General features: G+C 71.0%; 14 protein-coding genes and 1 tRNA gene. 6 read left to right on the plus strand and 9 right to left on the minus strand.

Annotated features, from left to right (window positions below):
* Positions 1-11: 11 nt before the first annotated feature.
* Positions 12-2,039: a glycogen debranching N-terminal domain-containing protein gene (locus tag AB0D53_RS03380; protein WP_362439379.1), complete on the minus strand. Its 2,028-nt coding sequence runs from the start codon at positions 2,037-2,039 to the stop codon at positions 12-14.
* A 221-nt stretch (positions 2,040-2,260) separates the two neighbouring features.
* On the opposite strand from AB0D53_RS03380, the gene AB0D53_RS03385 reads away from it, so the two are divergent.
* The 4 genes from AB0D53_RS03385 (at position 2,261) to AB0D53_RS03400 (ending at position 6,779) form a co-directional block, all read left to right on the plus strand.
* Positions 2,261-3,310 (plus strand): LacI family DNA-binding transcriptional regulator, encoded by a 1,050-nt coding sequence (locus AB0D53_RS03385; RefSeq protein ID WP_362439382.1) that lies wholly within the window; start codon positions 2,261-2,263, stop codon positions 3,308-3,310.
* 150 nt (positions 3,311-3,460) lie between these two features.
* Positions 3,461-4,705 carry an extracellular solute-binding protein gene (locus tag AB0D53_RS03390; RefSeq protein ID WP_362439385.1) on the plus strand — a complete coding sequence of 415 codons (1,245 nt, stop codon included), beginning with the start codon at positions 3,461-3,463 and terminating at the stop codon, positions 4,703-4,705.
* Positions 4,706-4,710: 5 nt separating this feature from the next.
* A complete protein-coding gene (locus AB0D53_RS03395; RefSeq protein WP_362439388.1) occupies positions 4,711-5,859 on the plus strand; it encodes a sugar ABC transporter permease in 1,149 nt (382 codons plus the stop codon).
* A complete protein-coding gene (locus AB0D53_RS03400) occupies positions 5,856-6,779 on the plus strand; it encodes a carbohydrate ABC transporter permease (RefSeq protein ID WP_362439391.1) in 924 nt (307 codons plus the stop codon). The genes AB0D53_RS03395 and AB0D53_RS03400 overlap by 4 nt, the downstream gene beginning before the upstream one ends.
* A 45-nt stretch (positions 6,780-6,824) precedes the next feature.
* Here the strand turns inward: AB0D53_RS03400 and AB0D53_RS03405 are convergent, their stop codons facing one another.
* The 6 genes from AB0D53_RS03405 to AB0D53_RS03430 form a co-directional block, all read right to left on the minus strand.
* On the minus strand, positions 6,825-8,021 hold the full coding sequence (locus tag AB0D53_RS03405) for a hypothetical protein (RefSeq protein ID WP_362439394.1): 1,197 nt from the start codon (positions 8,019-8,021) through the stop codon (positions 6,825-6,827).
* A 96-nt stretch (positions 8,022-8,117) separates the two neighbouring features.
* A complete protein-coding gene (locus AB0D53_RS03410; protein ID WP_362439962.1) occupies positions 8,118-9,014 on the minus strand; it encodes an RNA polymerase sigma-70 factor in 897 nt (298 codons plus the stop codon).
* A 187-nt stretch (positions 9,015-9,201) separates the two neighbouring features.
* On the minus strand, positions 9,202-10,407 hold the full coding sequence (locus tag AB0D53_RS03415) for an FAD-dependent oxidoreductase (protein WP_362439397.1): 1,206 nt from the start codon (positions 10,405-10,407) through the stop codon (positions 9,202-9,204).
* 286 nt (positions 10,408-10,693) lie between these two features.
* Positions 10,694-10,767 (minus strand) — tRNA-Ala (locus AB0D53_RS03420).
* Between the two features lie 119 nt (positions 10,768-10,886).
* Positions 10,887-12,467 carry an alpha/beta hydrolase gene (locus AB0D53_RS03425; protein ID WP_362439400.1) on the minus strand — a complete coding sequence of 527 codons (1,581 nt, stop codon included), beginning with the start codon at positions 12,465-12,467 and terminating at the stop codon, positions 10,887-10,889.
* 287 nt (positions 12,468-12,754) lie between these two features.
* Positions 12,755-13,678: an RNA polymerase sigma-70 factor gene (locus AB0D53_RS03430; RefSeq protein ID WP_362439403.1), complete on the minus strand. Its 924-nt coding sequence runs from the start codon at positions 13,676-13,678 to the stop codon at positions 12,755-12,757.
* A gap of 201 nt (positions 13,679-13,879) precedes the next feature.
* Here AB0D53_RS03430 and AB0D53_RS03435 point away from each other — a divergent pair, with 201 nt between their 5' ends.
* Both AB0D53_RS03435 and AB0D53_RS03440 read left to right on the plus strand, forming a co-directional pair.
* Entirely contained in the window at positions 13,880-14,365 is a 486-nt protein-coding gene (locus AB0D53_RS03435; protein ID WP_362439406.1) for a carboxymuconolactone decarboxylase family protein, read from the plus strand.
* A gap of 334 nt (positions 14,366-14,699) precedes the next feature.
* On the plus strand, positions 14,700-15,764 hold the full coding sequence (locus AB0D53_RS03440; protein ID WP_362439409.1) for a LuxR C-terminal-related transcriptional regulator: 1,065 nt from the start codon (positions 14,700-14,702) through the stop codon (positions 15,762-15,764).
* Between the two features lie 60 nt (positions 15,765-15,824).
* Here the strand turns inward: AB0D53_RS03440 and AB0D53_RS03445 are convergent, their stop codons facing one another.
* Together AB0D53_RS03445 and AB0D53_RS03450 are read right to left on the minus strand one after the other, a co-directional pair.
* Entirely contained in the window at positions 15,825-17,483 is a 1,659-nt protein-coding gene (locus tag AB0D53_RS03445; protein WP_362439412.1) for a class I tRNA ligase family protein, read from the minus strand.
* 135 nt (positions 17,484-17,618) lie between these two features.
* On the minus strand, positions 17,619-17,906 hold the full coding sequence (locus AB0D53_RS03450; protein WP_362439415.1) for a hypothetical protein: 288 nt from the start codon (positions 17,904-17,906) through the stop codon (positions 17,619-17,621).
* Between the last annotated feature and the right edge of the window lie 25 nt (positions 17,907-17,931).

A 17,931-nucleotide genomic window follows, 5' to 3' on the forward strand; every position in this document is an offset into this window, starting at 1 on the left:
ACCGGCTCGCGTCAGCGGGGTGCCGGGTACTGCCTCCTCACCGCCAGGCCCTCCGGCGCATCGATGTGCGCCGTACCGTCGGCATCGACGGTGATGTCCAGCCGCCCGCCCGCGACGTCGAGCCCCTCGACCTTCAGCGGCCGGTACGCCTCCGCGAAGCCGGGCGCGACCGTGAGCGTTCCGCCGGGGACATCGGCCGAGAGCCCCAGCACCGACTGGAGGACCATCACGGACGAGGCCGCCGCCCAGGCCTGCGGGCGGCACGAAGCGGGATAGGGCGAGGGGCGGGCGTCGGTCGCCGATCCATGGCCGGCGAACAGTTCGGGAAGCCTGCCGTCGAAGGCCGCCGACGCATTCAGCAGGCCCTCGGAGAGCGACGCGGCCTCCTGCGGGAAACCGGCCCTGGCCAGTCCGTGCACGGCGATGGCCGTGTCGTGCGGCCAGATGGAACCGATGTGGTAGCCGTACGGGTTGTACGCCACGGAGTCGCTGCTCAGCGTCCGCAGGCCATGGCCCGAGTCCAGGTCGGGCGCGCCGAGCCTGGCGGCCAGCAGGGCGCTCTCCTCGTGGTCGAGCAGGCCCGTGCCCAGCAGATGGCCGAAGCCCGAGGTGACCGAGTCCACCGGCCTCTTGTCCCCGTCGAGAGCCACCGCCGGGTACGGGCCCCGCTCGTCCTCCACCCAGAAGTGGCGGCGGAAACGGTCACGGAGCCGCTCGGCCCACTCCTCCCACCGGTCGGCGCCGGGGCGGCCGAAGGCCCGCAGCAGGTCCGCACCGCCCCGGGCCGCCTCGTAGGCGTACGCCTGGACCTCGCAGAGCGAGATCGGGGAAGTCGCGATGCGTCCGTCGCTGTAGCGGATGGAGTCGCCCGAGTCCTTCCAGCCCTGGTTGGCCAGGCCCCGGCCGGTGTGGTCGATGTACTTCAGGAACCCGTCCCCGTCCGCGTCGCCCTGGTCGCGCATCCAGGCGAGGGCGGACTCCGCGTGCGGCAGGAGCTGCTCGACCTGCTCGGGCGCGAGGCCCCAGCGCCAGGAGTCGTGCAGCAGGGTGACCCAGAGCGGGGTGGCGTCGACCGTGCCGTAGTAGCAGGGCGGCAGGGAGAAGTTCTCGTGGAAGTCCTGGGTGGCGCGGCGGACTTCGTGCAGGATCTTGCCCGGCTGTTCCTCGGTGCCCTGGTCGGACTTCGTGCCCTGCCGGCGGGCCAGGGTACGCAGCGTACCCGCGGCGAGGCCGGTGCCCAGCGGCAGCAGCATGCGGGCCGCCCAGAGGGAGTCGCGGCCGAAGAGGGTGAGGAACCACGGGGCGCCTGCCGCCAGGAACTGGTCGGCCGGATTCTCCGGATCGGTGAGCCGCAACCGGTCGAGGTCGGCCGCGGACCGGCTCAGCCAGTGGTCGAAACGGCGGTCCGCGCTGCGCAGCCGAGGCGTGCGCCAGGGCAGGCTGTCCGCAGGAGGCGCGGGGAACTGGTCGCCGTCCTCGTGCACCGCGTCGCAGCGCAGCACGCCGCTCCACGAGGCTCCCGGCGCGAGCTCGATCCCGTACTCCAGCCGTCCGGCTGCCGGGTCGACGGCCGACGGCTCCGGGGAACCGGTGAGACGGACGGCGAAGGTGTCCTTGGACCAGCCGAGACCGCCCTCGGCGGCATTGGCGGCGACCAGGGCCTGCGTATGCCCGGACTTGACGCGCTCGATCGGCGCGAGGTCCGTCCCCGCCGTGACGATCAGCCGGACACGGACATGCTGCCGCCCCGCGTTGGTGACGTCGAGGGTCTCCTCCAGGTGCCCGGAAGTGACGCGTCGGCGCCGGTGCAGCGTGACCGCCGGGTCCGGAGTGTCCTCGCCGAGACCGCGCAGCACACTGCGGAAGGCCGCCCGGTCCGCCCCTTCCAGCCCTCCGCCCACCGGGGCGAGGACAATGCCGTCCGCCGCGACGGTCAGCCGGGAAAGAGCTCTGCTGTCGCCGTGGTAGAAGCCGTCGGCGGCACCGTCGAGCTGCCCGTCCGCGCGCGAGATCACGAAGCTCGGCGCGTAGAGCGTCACACAGGCGTCATGCAGGAACGGCTGGAGACCTTCGGCCGACGGGCCTGCCCCCGTCTCGGAGTTCGTTACGTCTTGGGTCTTGACAGTGGTGTGCAACAGAGCAGAACCTCTCAGGCATTGGAGCGTTCCAAGAACCCTAACGACGACCTCAGGGCGTTGACAACGGTTTTGGAACGCTCCAATGAACTCGTCCGTTCGCACAACCGGTTCCGGAGACCTTCATGCCCCGCTCCACCAACACCTCCACGACCAAGGCCGCTTCGGTGACCCTGGCCACGGTCGCGCAGCGGGCCGGAGTGTCTCCGCAGACGGTGTCGAACGCGCTGAACTCGCCCGAACTGCTGCGTCCGGAGACCCTGGACCGCGTCCTGCGTACCATCGACGAGCTGGGCTACCGCCCGCACCGAGCGGCACAGACCCTGCGCACCCGCTCCAGCAAACTCATCGGCTACGGCATCCGCCCCACCGCCCCGGGCGTCTCGGCCCCGGTCATGGACCGGTTCCTGCACGCCCTGTCCCAGACCGCGGACGAGGCCGGCTACCGGATCCTGCTCTTCGCCTCACCCCCGGGCAGCGCGGGCCTCGACGGGTACGAGGAACTCCTCGACCTTCACAACGTGGACGGCTTCGTGCTCAGCGGCACCGAACGGGGCGACCAGCGCCAGGCCTGGCTGGAGAAGCGCGGTATCCCGTTCGTCGCCTTCGGCCGCATGTGGTCCGGCCGGCCGATCGGCGACTGGGTCGATGTCGACGGCGCCTCCGGAACGGATGCCGCGGTCGAACACCTGGTGGGCCTGGGACACCGCAGGATCGCGTTCCTCGGCTGGCCGCGCGGTTCCGGCGCCGGTGACGACCGCGCCGCGGGCTGGCAGCGCGCCATGCGACGGCACGGCCTTCCGGTGCGCGGCCGGCGGGCACAGAGCGTCGACGACATCAGCTCGGCACAGGCCGCTGTCGGACCCCTGCTGGACGCGGGCGCGACGGCCGTGGTCGCCGCCAGTGACATGCTCGCGCTGGGCTGCTACCACGCCCTGCGCGAGCGGCGGGCCGTGCCGGGCGCCGACGTCGCCGTGGTCGGCTTCGACGACAATCCCATGGCAGCGCTTCTGTCCCCCGGACTCTCCACCGTGGCCCAGCCGCTGGAGGCCGTCGGCCGCGAATGCGTCCGGCTCCTGCTGGCCCGGATGTCACGGGCCGGAGCCCCGCCCGAGCGCGTCCTGCTCGAACCGTCCCTCGTCGTGCGCGACAGCACGTCCGCGCCGGAGGACTGAGCCACCCTTCCCGCGCGCGGGTCCACCACCCGTCGCGCGCGGGCCCATCGAACCACCACCCCCCGCACGCCCGTTCCACGGGCAACCCCCTTCACAGCGTGCCCATTCCGGGCCACTGAGCCGCAAACCCCACCCCTCCTGGAGGAAACCATGGGAACCCGTACGGCCGTCGCAGCGCTCGCCACCTGCGCGGCGCTGCTGGCCGCGACCGGCTGTTCGTCCGACTTCGGCAGTGACAAGGAGCCGGAGCAGGACAAGGCGGCCAAGCAGAAGCTGACGGTACTGATCGCCACCTCGGGGGACGCCGAGACCCAGGCGGTCAAGGCCGCCGCCGCCGCTTACGCGAAGCAGTCGGGAAACACGGTCTCCGTCGAGATCGCCAAGGACATGAACCAGCAGCTCGCCCAGTCCTTCGCCGGGCACAAGCCGCCGGACGTCTTCTACGTCAACTCCGACCAGTTCGCGAACTACGCGAAGGGCGGCTCGCTGTACCCGTACGGCGACCGGATATCCGATGCCGACGACTTCTCCGAGCAGCTGCGGAACTCCTTCTCGTACAACGGGAAGCTGGTCTGTCTGCCGAAGGACACCTCCACCCTCGGCCTGGCCATCAACACCGACCTGTGGAAGAAGGCCGGGCTGACGGAGAAGGACTACCCCAAGAGCTGGGACGAGCTGAGGACCGTCGCGGGCAAGCTCACCAAGAACGGTGTCACCGGCCTGGTCACCAGCGACGAGTACCAGCGGCTCGGCGTCTTCATGAAGCAGGCGGGCGGCTGGCTCACCGACACCGACCAGAAGAAGATGACCGCCGACACCGCGGAGAACGCCAAGGGGCTCTCCTTCGTCCAGTCCCTCCTCAAGTCGGGCTCGATGAAGTTCGCCAAGCAGGTGGACACCAGCTGGGGCGGTGAGGCGCTCGGCAAGGGCAAGGCCGCGATGACCTTCGAGGGCAACTGGCTCGAAGGCGGCATGAAGCTCGACTACCCCGATGTGAAGTACGCCATCGCGCCGCTGCCCGCGGGGCCGGCCGGCCAGGGCACCCTCGCCTTCAGCAACTGCTGGGGCGTCGCCGCCGACAGCGCGCACCGGGACGCGGGCGTCGACCTCGTGAAGTACCTGACCTCCGCCAAGCAGCAACTCGCCTTCGCCGACGCGTTCGGCGTCATGCCGTCGCGGACGAGCGCGCTCAAGACGTACGCCGAGAAGCAGCCCGCCGCCAAGGCCTGGGTGGACGGCAGCGCCTACGCCCAGGGCCCGGTGACGATCGCCGGCTTCGACAAGGTCCTGAGCCAGTTCAACACCGACCTGCAGTCGCTGCGCACCGCCGACCCGAAGAAGATCCTCGCCGACCTTCAGCGCAACGGCGAACAGGCGATCGCGAAGGGCAACTGAGCCCCATGCCCATCCGCACGACGCGCGTGCGCGGAGTCTCCCGTACCACCGGCTCGCCCGGCGCACCTGACAGCGCACCCGGCGAGACCGGTACGACCGCGAAGGCCCGCGCCCGGCGCGCGGGCCTCCGCGGGGAGGGCGCCTGGGGCTGGCTGTTCGTCAGCCCCATGGTGCTCGTCCTCGGACTGTTCATGGTGCTGCCCATCCTGATGGCGCTGTGGGTGAGCCTGCTGCACTGGGACGGCCAGTCCAACCCGTTCTCCGGCCAGGCCGATTTCGTCGGCCTGGACAACTACCGGTCGCTGCTCACACAGGACGGCCTCGACCGCACCCTCTTCGCCACCTCCCTGCGCAACAACCTCTACTACGTGGTGCTGACCGTTCCCCTGCAGACCCTGCTGGCGCTGGGCCTGGCCCTGATCGTCAACCAGCGGCTGCTGCGGGGGCGTGGCGCCCTCCGGACGACGTTCTTCTTCCCGTCGGTCACCAGCTCCATCGCCGTATCCACGGTGTTCCTCTTCCTCTTCCAGGGCAGCGGAGCCGTCAACTCCCTGCTGTCCTGGATCGGGATCAAGGGACCGAACTGGTTCGCGGACCCGCGCGGGGTGCTCTCCCTGATCCTGGGAGGCCTGGGGATCGTCGACCCCGAACGGCCCACCGGCATGCTGGCGGACCACTCCGCGCTGGGCCTGTCGTGGTTCGAATGGCTCTCGGGCCCCTCGGTCGCGATGTGCACACTCATCCTGCTCGCCGTGTGGACGACCTCCGGCACCTTCATGCTGATCTTCCTCGCGGCGCTCCAGAACATTCCGCGCGAGCTGGAGGAGTCGGCGGCGATGGAGGGGGTCAACCGCCGGCAGATGCTGCGGCACGTGACGTTGCCCGCCCTGCGCCCCGTGCTGTTCCTCGTTCTGACGCTCGGGCTGATCTCCACCTGGCAGGTGTTCGACCAGGTGTACGTGATGGGCCAGGGCGCTCCGGGCAATACGACGCTCACACCCGCCTTCCTGTCGTACTCGGCGGGCTTCGACAACGCGGACTTCGGGCAGGGCTCGGCGATCGCGTTCATCCTGCTCGCCCTGATCCTCGTCCTGACCGCATTCCAGCGCTGGGTGCTGCGGGAACGCGGCGCACGTACCGGGAGGAACCGATGACCGTCGCCGCCACACCGGCACGCGACCGGACCGGTCGCACCCCGCAGGATCGGGGCCGACCCGTCCTGAGCCGATTCCGCCTGCCGTGGCGGGTGGTGGGGTACGCCGCGGTGCTCGGGCTCGGACTGCTCTATCTGCTGCCGTTCGCCCTCCAGTTGGTGACGGGCTTCAAGACGGACCCGGATGCCGCCGCGCACCCGCTGGCCCTGCTGCCCACCACGCCGACCACGGCCGCGTACCAGCGGCTGTTCGGGCTGAGCCAGGCCGCGGACGGGGTGCCCTTCCTTCGCTGGCTGGGCAACTCGGCCCTGATCGCGGTGCTGGTGACGGCGGGCCGGGTGCTGTTCGACTCCATGGCGGGATACGCGCTGGCGCGGCTGCGGTTCCGGGGCCGCTCGATGCTGTTCGGCTTCGTGCTGGCGGTGATGGCGGTGCCTGGTGTGGCCCTGCTCATCCCGAAGTTCCTGGTGCTGAACACCTTCGGTCTGTTCGACTCGTACACCGGCATGATCCTGCCGTTGCTGGTGGACGCGGCGGGCATCTTCATCATGAAGCAGTTCTTCGAGTCGGTACCGCGCGAGGTCGAGGAAGCGGCACGGGTCGACGGGGCGGGTGTGTTCCGGATCTTCTGGTCCGTCGTCCTGCCGATGGCCAGACCGGCGTTGATCACCTTGACGATCCTGTCGTTCCAGGGGTCGTGGAACGAGTTCACGCACTTCCTCGTCAGCACGCAGTCCGGCCAGTACGAGACGCTCACCACGGGCCTGGCACGCTTCGTCTCCGGCGGGCTCGGCGGCGGAACACAGTATCCGCTGAAACTCGCGGCGGCCCTGCTGTCCACCCTTCCGGTGGCCGCGCTCTTCTTCTGCTTCCAGCGCTACTTCGTCAGCGGCGCCAACGCGGGCGCGGTGAAGGAGTGAGAGCCCTCGGCGTTCACCCGGAGGCGGTCCGAGGGCCCTGATCCATCACGGTGCCGCACCTCGGGCTGCCGCCGGGGGCGTGGTGTCCAGCATTTCCAGCCGGTGCCGGACAGCCTCGACCGCTCCGGGGCGCCGGCCCGGCACGTGATGGCGCAAGGCGTCCAGGGGCGGGCCGAGTTCCCGGGCCCGCTGCGGGTCGCGAAGCTGCTGCCACTGGTGGTGGGCGCGGTCCACGGCGCTCTCCACGGCCGGGTCGTCCGGCGGCTGTTGCCGGGCGAGGCGGGCGTCTGCCGCAGCCATCCACAGCTCGCAGCTCCGTGCCGGATCATCGGCCAGACGAGCGAGGTCGGCCCGGACCTCCAGCCAGTGGATGGCCGGCACGGATCCCGTGCCATGGGTACGCAGCGCCCAGCCCTCCCATATGGCTGCGAGCGACGCGGCCTCGCCGTGCCGCCCCGCGTGGGCCGCGGCGAGAATCGCGGGCAGCGGATCCTCCTCGGCCGCCGCCCCGGCGTTCTCCACGGCCGGAGCAGGCGGCTGGTGGGGCCGCACCGGGACCGGGACAGCCGGCGCCGCGGGGGAGGGGACGGACGAGTCACCGATGGACAGGAAGAGCGCGTCGCCGGGGCCCACCTGGGCGGCGGCCTGTTCGTGGAGCAGGGCGAGCGGCGGGTTCAGGCCGCCGCGCCAGGTGGTGGCGAAGGCCTTCAGATAGGCCGGTTCCGCGATCTGGCGGCGGGGCGGCGGCGGGACGATCCGGCCGTATACGCGGATCCCGTAGCCGAGAACGAGACCCTCGGCACGGAGTTGCTGCCAGGCTTCCGGGGCGGCGACCATGTCGACGACGACAGTGGTGGAGCCCGGTCGGCGCAGCTTGAGCTCGCTCGCCAGCCAGTGCCAGGGCAGCGCGGTGTAGCGCAGGGTGGCCGGCGTGGTCGTCCGGGCGAGTGCGAGGTGGATCAGGCGCTGCTTGTGGTCGAGATGGAGCTGACCGGCTATGTAGAGCGTGAGCGGGCCGGGCGCGGCCGCCGCCGCGCGGATGCGGGTGAGGACGGTCTGCGGGTCGGTCGGGTCGGCGAGTTCGACGATGGTGGCCGCCGCCGCGCCCGCCAGAATGCTGGGCGGAACTGCGGCGAGCGTGGGCAGGACCCCCGCCGCGTCGATGAGACAGCCCTTGCCGGCCGGGGCCGCCGCGATCAGCAGCGCGGTCCCGGATCCGATGTCCTCCCCGTTGATCACCACAACAGCACGGTAGCTGCTGCCCGGCCCCTGAACGTAATCAGCGGCCGGCTCCCGTGCGACGCGCGGCCGGCCAAGTGGCCGTTCCGCCACCCGTATTCATCGCACGGCGAGCGGGGTCTCGGAATCGACGCGGTTCAGTTTCTCGGGGTTGCGTACGTAGTAGAGGCCGTTGATGCGGTCGTCCTCGACACGGATCGCCAGGACACCGTCGATCTCGCCGTCCAGGAGCACCAGGAGTGCCGGACTGCCGTTGACCGCGGCGGGAGAGAACGCCATCGCGAGCCTGTTCTTCCTGAGGCCGCCGAGCATGTAGCGCGCCACCTTGTCGGCGCCGACGGTCGGCCGCAGCGCGGCCCGCCTGATGCCTCCGCCGTCGCCCACCAGGACGACATCAGGGGCGAGCACGTCGAGGAGGCCCTGGAGGTCCCCGGTCTCGAGTACCCGCCGGAACGACTCCACGGCCGCCCGGGCGTCGCTCGGGGAGACCATCTTGCGAGGGCGGCGGGAATCGACGTGCTTTTGGGCACGGTGCGCGATCTGGCGCACGGCCGCGGGGCTCTTGTCGACGGCCGCCGCGATCTCGTCGTAGCCGACCTCGAAGACCTCGCGCAGCACGAAGACGGCGCGCTCGGTCGGCGAAAGCGTTTCGAGGACGAGCATCATCGCCATCGAGACGCTTTCGGCGAGGTCGACGTCCTGGGCCACGTCCGGCGTGGTGAGCAGCGGTTCGGGCAGCCAGGGGCCGACGTACGCCTCCTTGCGGCGCTTCATGGTGCGCAGCCGGTTGAGCGCCTGCCGGGTCGTGATCCGCACCAGATAGGCGCGGTGGTCGAGCACCCGGGCCAGATCGACCCCGGCCCACCGCAGCCAGGTCTCCTGGAGGACGTCCTCGGCGTCGGCCGCCGATCCGAGCATCTCGTAGGCGACCGTGAAAAGCAGATTGCGGTGGGCGACGAAGGCATCGGTCGCCGGATCGGTGGCCCGGCCTTTCATGCCCCGGCCCCTCTCCGCCTCGTCCGGTCCCTGCTCTCCGACGGCGGCCTTCGCCTGTGCATCCACAGCAAGTCCTCTCTCCTGGCGAGCCGTTGGACTCCGGCTCACCTGTTCTGTGCGATCGAGAGCGGGGACGGTCCCCGGCACACGGCTGTGACATGCCGGGCCGGGAACCGCCCCTGCGCGACTACTGGGCGGTGCGTCCGGCGGTGGCCGGCTCCGCGCCGCGCCCGTCCTGCAGTTGCTGTCGGCGCTTGGCCCTTCCCGCGACCCGGTGCAAGCTGTACGAACCGGGCTTGCCGGCCTCGTCGGCCATGTGCTTGATGATGCCCTTGCACACGGTCTCCTTGAGCCTTGCCCCCGGCCGGCCGTCGATGTGGAGCCACACCGCGACGTCGTTGCGGGCGAACTGGAAGATACCGACGCGTCGGCCCAGGCTGACGCACTGGGCGGTGAACGCCTGCTTGAGGGGCGAGGGCCGCTCGCCGGCGATCCGGCTGAGGACCGTGTCGGCGGCCCGCGCACCCAGCGGCATCGCGGCCTGACAGCTCATCCGCAGCGGCAGGCCGGAGGGCGCCGCCGAGTCCCCGGCGGCGACGATGCGTACGTCGTCCACGCTGGTCAACGTCTCGTCCGTGAGCAGGCGGCCCAGGGCGTCGGTGCTCAGCCCGCTCCGTACGGCCAGGTCCGGCACGCCGAATCCGGCGGTCCAGATGGTCACGCCGCTCGGCAGCCGGCGGCCGTCGCCGAGCTCCACGGCATCGCGCGTCACCGCCGTCACCTTCGTGCCGGGGCCGTCGAGCACGGTCACACCGAGCCCGGCCAGGTGCCCGGCGACCGAGCGGCGGCCCCGCGCGTGCAGGTACGGACCGAGCACCCCGCCGCAGACCAGGGTCACGGCGTGGCCCGCCTCCGCCAGTTCGGCGGCGGTCTCGATGCCGGTCGGGCCGGCTCCGACGACCGTCACCGCGGCGCTCGCGGGTGCGGCGTCGAGGACCGGCCGCAGCCGCCCCGCCTCCTCCAGGGTGGCGACGGGGTAGGCGAACTCGGCCGCACCGGGCACACCCGGCTCGGCGCTGCCACTGCCCACCGCGTAGACCAGGTAGTCGTAGTCGACGGTTCCGCCGGCCGCCAGCGCCACGTTGCCCTCGGCCGCGCCGATCCGGGTCACGGTGTCGACCACCAGACGGACGCGCTCGCCCAGGACGGCCCGGTAGTCGACCACCGCGTCGTCGGTCCCGCCGACCAGTTGGTGCAGGCGGACCCGATGCACGAAGGACGGGCGAGGGTTGATCAGGGTGACGGTCACGTCGTCGCGCTGTGTCAGGCGATTGGCCGCCATGACGCCGGCGTATCCGCCGCCGATGACGATCACTTCGGTGTTCTCGGCCATGATGTCTCCTCCGGTTCCGGGCGTTCGGCCTCAAGACACCGGCTGGTCGACGCCTGTGACAGCGTGTGAGGCAGGTCACTTCGAGGGTGTGACCGGGGCGCCCGGAGAGCGACGGCGTCCGGCACCGCAGAAGGCCGACCCCCGTGAAGAAGGACGGGCGGCAGGCCCTGACCGGCTGACCGACCTGATCAGGTGCGGCTCTTCGGCCAGGCTCGGCATACTCGCCGCATCGGGGGCCGAAGACTTCTCATGGCTGACTCATCGAAGTACGGCGACCGGAACGGGATGGGGCCGACCGGATTCGAACCGGCGTCCTCCTACATGCCGTGAAGGCGCGACGACCACTGCGCTACGAGCCCCATCCCACTGACGATCTTACAAGTCGCCCGTATTCCAGCACTCCTGAATTGTCGAAGGGGAACGACGGCTCCGTCCGGGCCCGTCCCCGGGCCGCTACCCTTCGATGCGGCGCAGGGGCGTCAGCGGCTCCGCTTCACACAGGTTTGGTCCCGCGCGGGCAGCTTTCCGGTGGCCAGGTACCGGTTGACCGCATCGTCCACGCAGGCGTTGCCGTACTGGCCGTAGAGCGCGTGCCGGTTGGCACCCTTGAGGGTGAGCAGCCTGGAGCTCGGCAGCAGCTCGTGCAGTGCCACACTGCCCGAGTACGGGGTACGCGGGTCGCCCGTGGCGGCCACGATCAGGGCCGGCGTGTCATGGTGCACCTGGGTGGGCTTCTCCCGAGGCCGGTCCCAGAAGGCGCACGGCCCGATGTTGTTGGTGAGAGGACCGAACAACGGGTGTGAGGCCCGGCTGCGTTCGATGTCCCGCCAGTACCTCTCGGGATCGTGCGGCACGGACACATCGCCGCAGAGGATCGCGGACTGCGCGCTGCCGTTGCGTGACCCCTCGTCGGTGAGCGCACCGCGCAGCACCGCGGCGAACTGCGGCGACAGCCGGGTGGGCCTGCCCGCCGCGGCCCTGGCGAGTACGGACATCTGCTCTCCGGCCGCAGCCCGCGCCTCATCGGTGTCGTCCGCGGTCCCGGAGAAGACCACGAAGGGCACCTGGGTGTCGTCGAGCCGGAACGTGTCCGCACCGGTGCCGACGGTCAGCGGGTGGCGCGCGGAGGCCGCGACGACATGGTCGACCGTGGCGAGCACCTGGCCGCGTGTGCGGCCGAGACCGTAGACGCTGTGGCGCTGCGCCGCCCAGGCGGCCCAGTCCGCGAGGGCCTGCTCGTTCTCGCGCTCCACACCGCGCATCAGCCGCGGGTTGTAGCGACGCGGATCCAGCGCCCCGTCGAGGACCACCCGGTCGTAGTGGCCGGGGAACATCTGGGTGTAGGCCGTGCCCAGGTACGTACCGTAGGACCAGCCCAGGTAGGAGATCTTCCGCTCGCCCAGCGCGCCCCGGACGACGTCCATGTCGCGGGCCGTGTTCCGTGTGGTGACGTACGGCAGCACGGAGGCGTTGGTGGCCCGGCACTTGTCGGCCAGCCGCTTCTGCAGGGCGACCTGGCGCTCGAAGCCCGCCCGGCCCGGTCCGGCGGAGAGCACCGAGGAACCGACGGGCCAGCCGCAGTCGAGCGGGCTGCTGCGCCCGACGAAACGGGGATCGAAGCCGATGACGTCGTAGCGTGCGCCGGTCTCCTTCATCACCTGGCGAACGAGCGGGGAGTAGCCGAGACCCGGCCCGCCCGGCCCTCCGGGATTGAAGAGCAGAGAGCCGGCCCGATGACGGCTGTCAGTGGCAGCGATCCGGGATATCGCGACCTTGAGGCTACGTCCCCGGGGGCGGGCGTAGTCGAGCGGAACGGTGACATCGGCGCAGCGTGCGCCGGCCTCCTCCAGACCACGGCCGGTGGCGTCGTCCGGGCCGAGGACACAGCTCTTCCAGTCGAGGCGCTGGTGGTAGTAGCGGCCGAGACCTGCCCCGGCCGTCATCGCTGTGCCGTCGCGGTCCGCGGCTGTCGCCGTCGCGCCGGGCAGCGCGGTGAGACAGGCGGTGAGGGCGAGGCCCACGGCCGATGCGCGGCGCGCAGCTGCGCTGATGGTGGTCACACGGTCTCCTTGGTGCAGGGGGCGGCGGTACGGAAGACGGCGACGAGAACAACGAGGAGGCCCGGACCGGCCGGAGAGACAGAAGGCGGGTGCATCGGGAAGCGTCCTCAACCCGCGGCCCCGGGAGATTTCGTCAACCCGCGGCCCCGGGTGCTCTCGTCACGCGGCCCAGCCTTTCACCGGGCCCGGCACCTGGTCATCGTCTCTGTGCAGTACGGTGCGCCTACGTCAGTGGTCCCAGCCACCTCATGGGACAGGACGTCCGGGCGTACGGCGCACCTTCCGGCTCAGCGGCCGACTGCGGTCTCCCGGTCGATGCGTGAGAGCTTCTCGGGGTTGCGGACGGCGTAGAGCCCCGCGACGAGGCCGTTCTCGAGGCGCACCGCCAGGACCGTGTCGATCCGGCCGTCCCTGCGCAGGATCAGGGCCGGATGGCCGTTGACCTGGGCCGGTTGCAGGGTCGCGGAGACGAGCCTGCTCAGCACCTCGACCACCGTCCCGGCGCCCACGACGGGCTCCAGCGCGGCCCGCACGACTCCGCCGCCGTCGGTCAAGAGCACGACATCCGGAGCGATCATGTCGAGCAACCGCTGCAAGTCACCCGTTTCGACGGCCTGTTGAAAAGCCGCGAGCACACTGCGCGTCTCGGCCGGGGACACCACCTCGCGCGGCCGTCGCGCCGCGACATGGGCCCGAGCACGGTGGGCGATCTGCCGGACCGCCGCAGGGGTCTTCTCGACCGCCTGCGCGATCTCGTCGTACCCGAGATCGAAGACCTCGCGCAGCACGAAAACGGCCCGCTCGGTCGGAGCGAGCGTCTCCAGTACGAGCAGCATCGCCATGGAGACGCTGTCGGCCAACTCGATGTCCTCGGCGACATCGGGTGCGGTCAGCAGGGGTTCGGGCAGCCATGGGCCGATGTAGGACTCCTTGCGCCGGCGCAGTGTGCGCAGCCGGGTCAACGCCTGGCGCGTGGTGACGCGGACCAGGAAGGCGCGTGGGTCCCGCACCGCGTCGTGGTCGACGTCCGCCCAGCGCAGCCAGGTCTCCTGGAGGACGTCCTCGGCGTCGGCGGCCGAGCCGAGCATCTCGTAGGCAACGGTGAAGAGCAGATTGCGATGGGCGACGAACGCCTCGGTGGGTGAGTCCGTCCGCCCGGCGTGACTGCTGGGCCCGGCCGTGCCGGCCGTCCGCCCGGTGCGCTCGTCCATGGTCGGCTCCTGCCTGTTGCGTCTCTTGTCGTCCGTGTCGCGCACAGGACACCACCCACCGCACTCCTGTGACGTTGCCGGGTGGTGGCCTTCGTCACATCGCCGTGCTGTCACAGGGGCATGGCGTCCGGCACCTCATGTGCGTCAGGACGCTGCGCGGACGATCCGCGCGGCACACGATTCCACAGCGAGGACGTTGTGATGGAAACCCGCATGAACCTGTTCGACCACGAGATCGGTGCCAGGATCGGCAAGCGGATCTTCGCCGTCAGCCAGGTGATCCAGGAGTCGCCGCTGCCGAAGCCGACCCAGGAACTGGTGCAGTTGCGAGCCAGCCAGATCAACGGCTGCGGCTTCTGCGTCGACATCCACACCAAGGACGCCGCGGCCTCCGGCGAGACCTCGGCCCGGCTGAACCTGGTCGCCACCTGGCGCCACTCCACCGTGTTCACCGAGGCCGAGCGGGCCGCGCTCGCCCTCACCGAGGAAGGCACCCGCATCATCGACGCTTACGAAGGCGTCAGCGATGAGACCTGGGCCCGGGTCCGCAAGCACTACGACGACGACCAGACCGTCGCGCTCGTCTCCCTGATCGCCATGATCAACGCCACCAACCGGCTCGGCGTGATCCTCAACAACCAGGGCGGCGCCTACGAGCCCGGCAAGCTCGCCGTCCTCGCGGGCTGACCGCATCCACGCCGCCGGGCCGGCCCCCGATCGTCCGATCCGGGGCCGCCCCGGCGGCACGGCCACCACATCCCCACCATCACAGGTCCAGTGGCCCCGACGACTCGCTCCTGAGCCCCGAGACACCCGCGGGGCGCTGGGCACAAGAGGACACGGCGCCGCGCGGCGCACGGGCGACCCCTCGGGGCGGATCACACCCCCACGGCCCCCTCGACCCCGCCCTCGCCCCGCGAAGGGCGGCATGATCTTCAGATGTGCAGGCCCCATAGGATTGAGCCGCATTCCACGCGGAGGGGGCTTCCCGTCGTGGATCTTCAGCCGAGGGGGCTTCGCGGTGAGCGCTGGCAGAGCGAGCACGACGGGGGCACGAGCCGACGACCCGGCGCTCGCGCTCTACCAGGAACTGAGGCTCCGAGGCGCCGCCAGTTTCGACGAGGCCGTCGCCGAGCTGGACCTCGGACCGGGCGAGCGCGAACGCTGCCGCCGCGATCTTCTGAACCTCGTCCTGATCGTGCCCACGGGCACCGAACACGACAACGGACTGGCCCTCGCCTCCGGCGGCGCGCCCGAAGCGGACTCCGACGCGGTCGCCGTGGTCAGCCCGGAGATGGCGCTGATCAAGCTCCTGGAGAGCGAACGGGGCCGCCTCGCAGCGGACTTGCGCCACGCCGAGGAGGTCAACGGCCGACTGGAGTCACTGGCCACCCGCTTCCTGCGCGCAGAGGTACTCGCACCGTCCGCCGAGGTCGAGGTCGAAGTCATCACCGACTACCGGCGCATCCAGCAGGTGCTGGAGGACATCACCGAGACCGTGGAGGACGACCTCTGCGCGTTGCAGACCCAGGTCAGCCACAGCCGCGAGATCCCCGAGCGGACACTGTCCCGCGACCGCCGCCAACTGGCCCGGGGGACACGGGTGCGCTACATCTTCTCCAGTACGAGCGCCGGTACTCCGCAAGGCATGGAACACCTCACGCACAAGGCGGTCGCGGGAGCCGAGATACGGGTGGCCGCGGACCTCCCGATGAACATGATCATCGCCGACGGGCGGTTCGCCCTGGTACCGATGGACCCGGACCACCACGAAGCGGGCGCGATCCTGGCCCGGGGCCCGTCCCTCGTACGCTCGTACCGCGCCTGGTTCGAGCAGTGCTGGCGCGGCGCCGTCCCCTTCGAGCAGCGGCGCCGGGACGAGCAGGACGCCGCCAGCCTCACCGACCAGCAGCGTGCCATTCTGCGGATGCTCGCCACCGGGATGAAGGACGAGCAGATCGCCCGCAACCTCGGTGTCTCGCTGCGCACCGTCAGCCGCATGCTCTCCGAACTGATGCAGGAGCTGGGGGCTTCGAGCCGCTTCGAGGCCGGGGTGCGGGCCATGCGGCTCGGCTGGGTCGACTGAGGGCCGAGGAAGCCGCGTCGACACGGACCGGGCTCGGACCGGCCTCCGGATCCCAAGGTGTCAGAAGCCGAAGACCGGCTCCTTGGGCGCCACGATAGGGCTTCCGGGCGGCGGCGGTACGAGCGCCTCGATCCCGACCGGACGCCCGGCGGGGATCCGGAGCACCACGGCGAGCCGGTCCGCCCCCTCCGGCATGACCGGACCGGCCCAGGACGCGAGCGCGGACGCCACACTCAACTGGGCCGCGATCAGAGCGAGATGGCGCTCACCACGACCGGGCCTGTGACGTTCGTGGGAACCGGCCTCGGCGAAAGCGGAAACCGACCGGACGACCTCGTCGAGCAGGGCCACCGCCCGACGGGGATCGAAGCCCTCGACACCGTAGGCCTGCCGCAATTCGGCAACCGCGGCCGTGAGCCGTCGCAGCTCCGTGTCCCAGCCGGGCCCACCCGGCGCGATGTCCGGCACACGACCGCCGCACTCGGCCCGGACATCCCCGAACAGGGCGCTCAACCAGGCGTTCCACGTACCGTCGAGCACCCGCCGAGTGCGCTCCAGCCGCTCCGGTCGGAACCCGGACCGGCGCTCGGCTCCGGAGATCTCCAGGACATGGCGCCTGACCGTGTCGGAACCGAACTCATTGAGCAGGTCCAGCGCCCACAGACCCGCTCCGCCCTCCGGCGTCAGACGGTAGAACTCGCTGGTCATGTACGTCTGGTCCGGCTCGACCCCCCGCTCCGTCAACAGCGCGGGCAGCAGCACGGCGTCGTGGAAGGCGTGTCCGAGGCCATGGAAGCGGACCGCTCGGCCGGGCAACGGCCTCTCACCCTCCTGTTCGCACAGCTGCAACGCGACCGCCTCGAACTCCGCGTCGACCACCTGGTCCTCGAACCCCTCCACCTGCACCGGTACGCCCCAGCGTCCCGGATGCGAAACGGCCACGTCCGGCAGCCCTTCCTCGGCGAGCCCCTCGCACAGCGCGGCGATCCGGGACGACAGCCCGGCTCCGTCCCAGTGCGCGGCAAGGTCCGCGCGGAAGGGCTCAAGGAGCAGGTAAAGACGGCGCATCCGCCGCAGGGCGGCGCCCGCCCCGCACCGCGAACACCGCGGATCCCTCAAGTCACCCCCCTCACCGGGGCGTCCACAGGCACGACACGCGCCCGCAGGGGTGAGGGTGCCGCAGTGCGGGCATCCGCCGGTGACCTGGACGCCGTGGAGCCACCGTCCACACGGCTCGCAGTACGGCAGGGGGCGCACCCGCGGAACGACTATCCCCTCGGCATGCAGCCGGCCGACGACGTTCTGCACCCAGCTGCTGTAGCCACCGGGATGCTGCGGCCGGGCAATACGGTCGAACACGACGCGGGCCCGCAGCAGATCGGCCTCGATGGCCACGGCATGCCCGTCGGCCACATCGGCCGGCGTCCTTCCCGTGTCCAGTGCCCTGACCTCCACCGAGCCGGCATGGTTTGCGATGCCGGTGGTGAACAGTACGTTCGTTCCTTCGGCCCGCAAGAACCGCGCCATGACATCGGCCGCTACGTAGGGACCCGCCAGATGTCCGAGATGCAGTTCGCCCCGGGGAGCGATGGGTGTCGCGGTGATCCACAAGGGCGCGGCGGCAGCCGCACCGTCACCTGGCCGGGCCCCCGTCCCGCGGCCCGGCGCCGAGCTGCCGGGGGAGGTTGTTTCCTGGCCGCGCAAGATGCTGTTCCGCATGAAAATCCGCTGTCCGTCCTGGAGATGAGTCGGTGCATACGCCAACACCGGGCTGCCTCACCCGTGCGGCAAGACCCCGTCCCTCCCCAGCGTGGCAAAACAAGTCGAGGCCGGGGCGGCCAGGAGCGTGCGCGTTCACGCCGTGACGTGGATACGCCACACCCGTCCCGGGAAGCCGGGAGCGGGGTGCTCCTTGATCGCCGTGCCGAGCTCAACTGCCGGGTGACCACGTGAATCTGTTCCCCCGGCAACCGAGTGGTGACGGCACTCGTCTCCGGGATCCATGCCGTTCACGGGGACGGCGGTGCGGACGTGATCGGCTGCCGGCGGGTCGGTGAGCACGGGTCGCAGCATCGCCGGTGTGTTCTTCGGGAGGCCGCCGAGCTTGATACCGGGCATGGCCGGCAGCTGTTCGACGCGCACACCGGAGTCAGTGGCCGTCGGCGGC

The sequence above is a fragment of the Streptomyces sp. NPDC048295 genome, from assembly GCF_040652135.1.
In the GTDB taxonomy this organism is placed as follows: domain Bacteria; phylum Actinomycetota; class Actinomycetes; order Streptomycetales; family Streptomycetaceae; genus Streptomyces.

Coding starts and splice junctions, on each gene's coding strand:
- AB0D53_RS03400 (WP_362439391.1), top strand. CDS start 5,856: ATGACCGTCGCCGCCACACCGGCACGCGACCGGACCGGTCGCACCCCG.
- AB0D53_RS03385 (WP_362439382.1), top strand. CDS start 2,261: ATGCCCCGCTCCACCAACACCTCCACGACCAAGGCCGCTTCGGTGACC.
- AB0D53_RS03410 (WP_362439962.1), bottom strand. CDS start 9,014: ATGAAAGGCCGGGCCACCGATCCGGCGACCGATGCCTTCGTCGCCCAC.
- AB0D53_RS03435 (WP_362439406.1), top strand. CDS start 13,880: ATGGAAACCCGCATGAACCTGTTCGACCACGAGATCGGTGCCAGGATC.
- AB0D53_RS03430 (WP_362439403.1), bottom strand. CDS start 13,678: ATGGACGAGCGCACCGGGCGGACGGCCGGCACGGCCGGGCCCAGCAGT.
- AB0D53_RS03395 (WP_362439388.1), top strand. CDS start 4,711: ATGCCCATCCGCACGACGCGCGTGCGCGGAGTCTCCCGTACCACCGGC.
- AB0D53_RS03415 (WP_362439397.1), bottom strand. CDS start 10,407: ATGGCCGAGAACACCGAAGTGATCGTCATCGGCGGCGGATACGCCGGC.
- AB0D53_RS03445 (WP_362439412.1), bottom strand. CDS start 17,483: ATGCGGAACAGCATCTTGCGCGGCCAGGAAACAACCTCCCCCGGCAGC.
- AB0D53_RS03390 (WP_362439385.1), top strand. CDS start 3,461: ATGGGAACCCGTACGGCCGTCGCAGCGCTCGCCACCTGCGCGGCGCTG.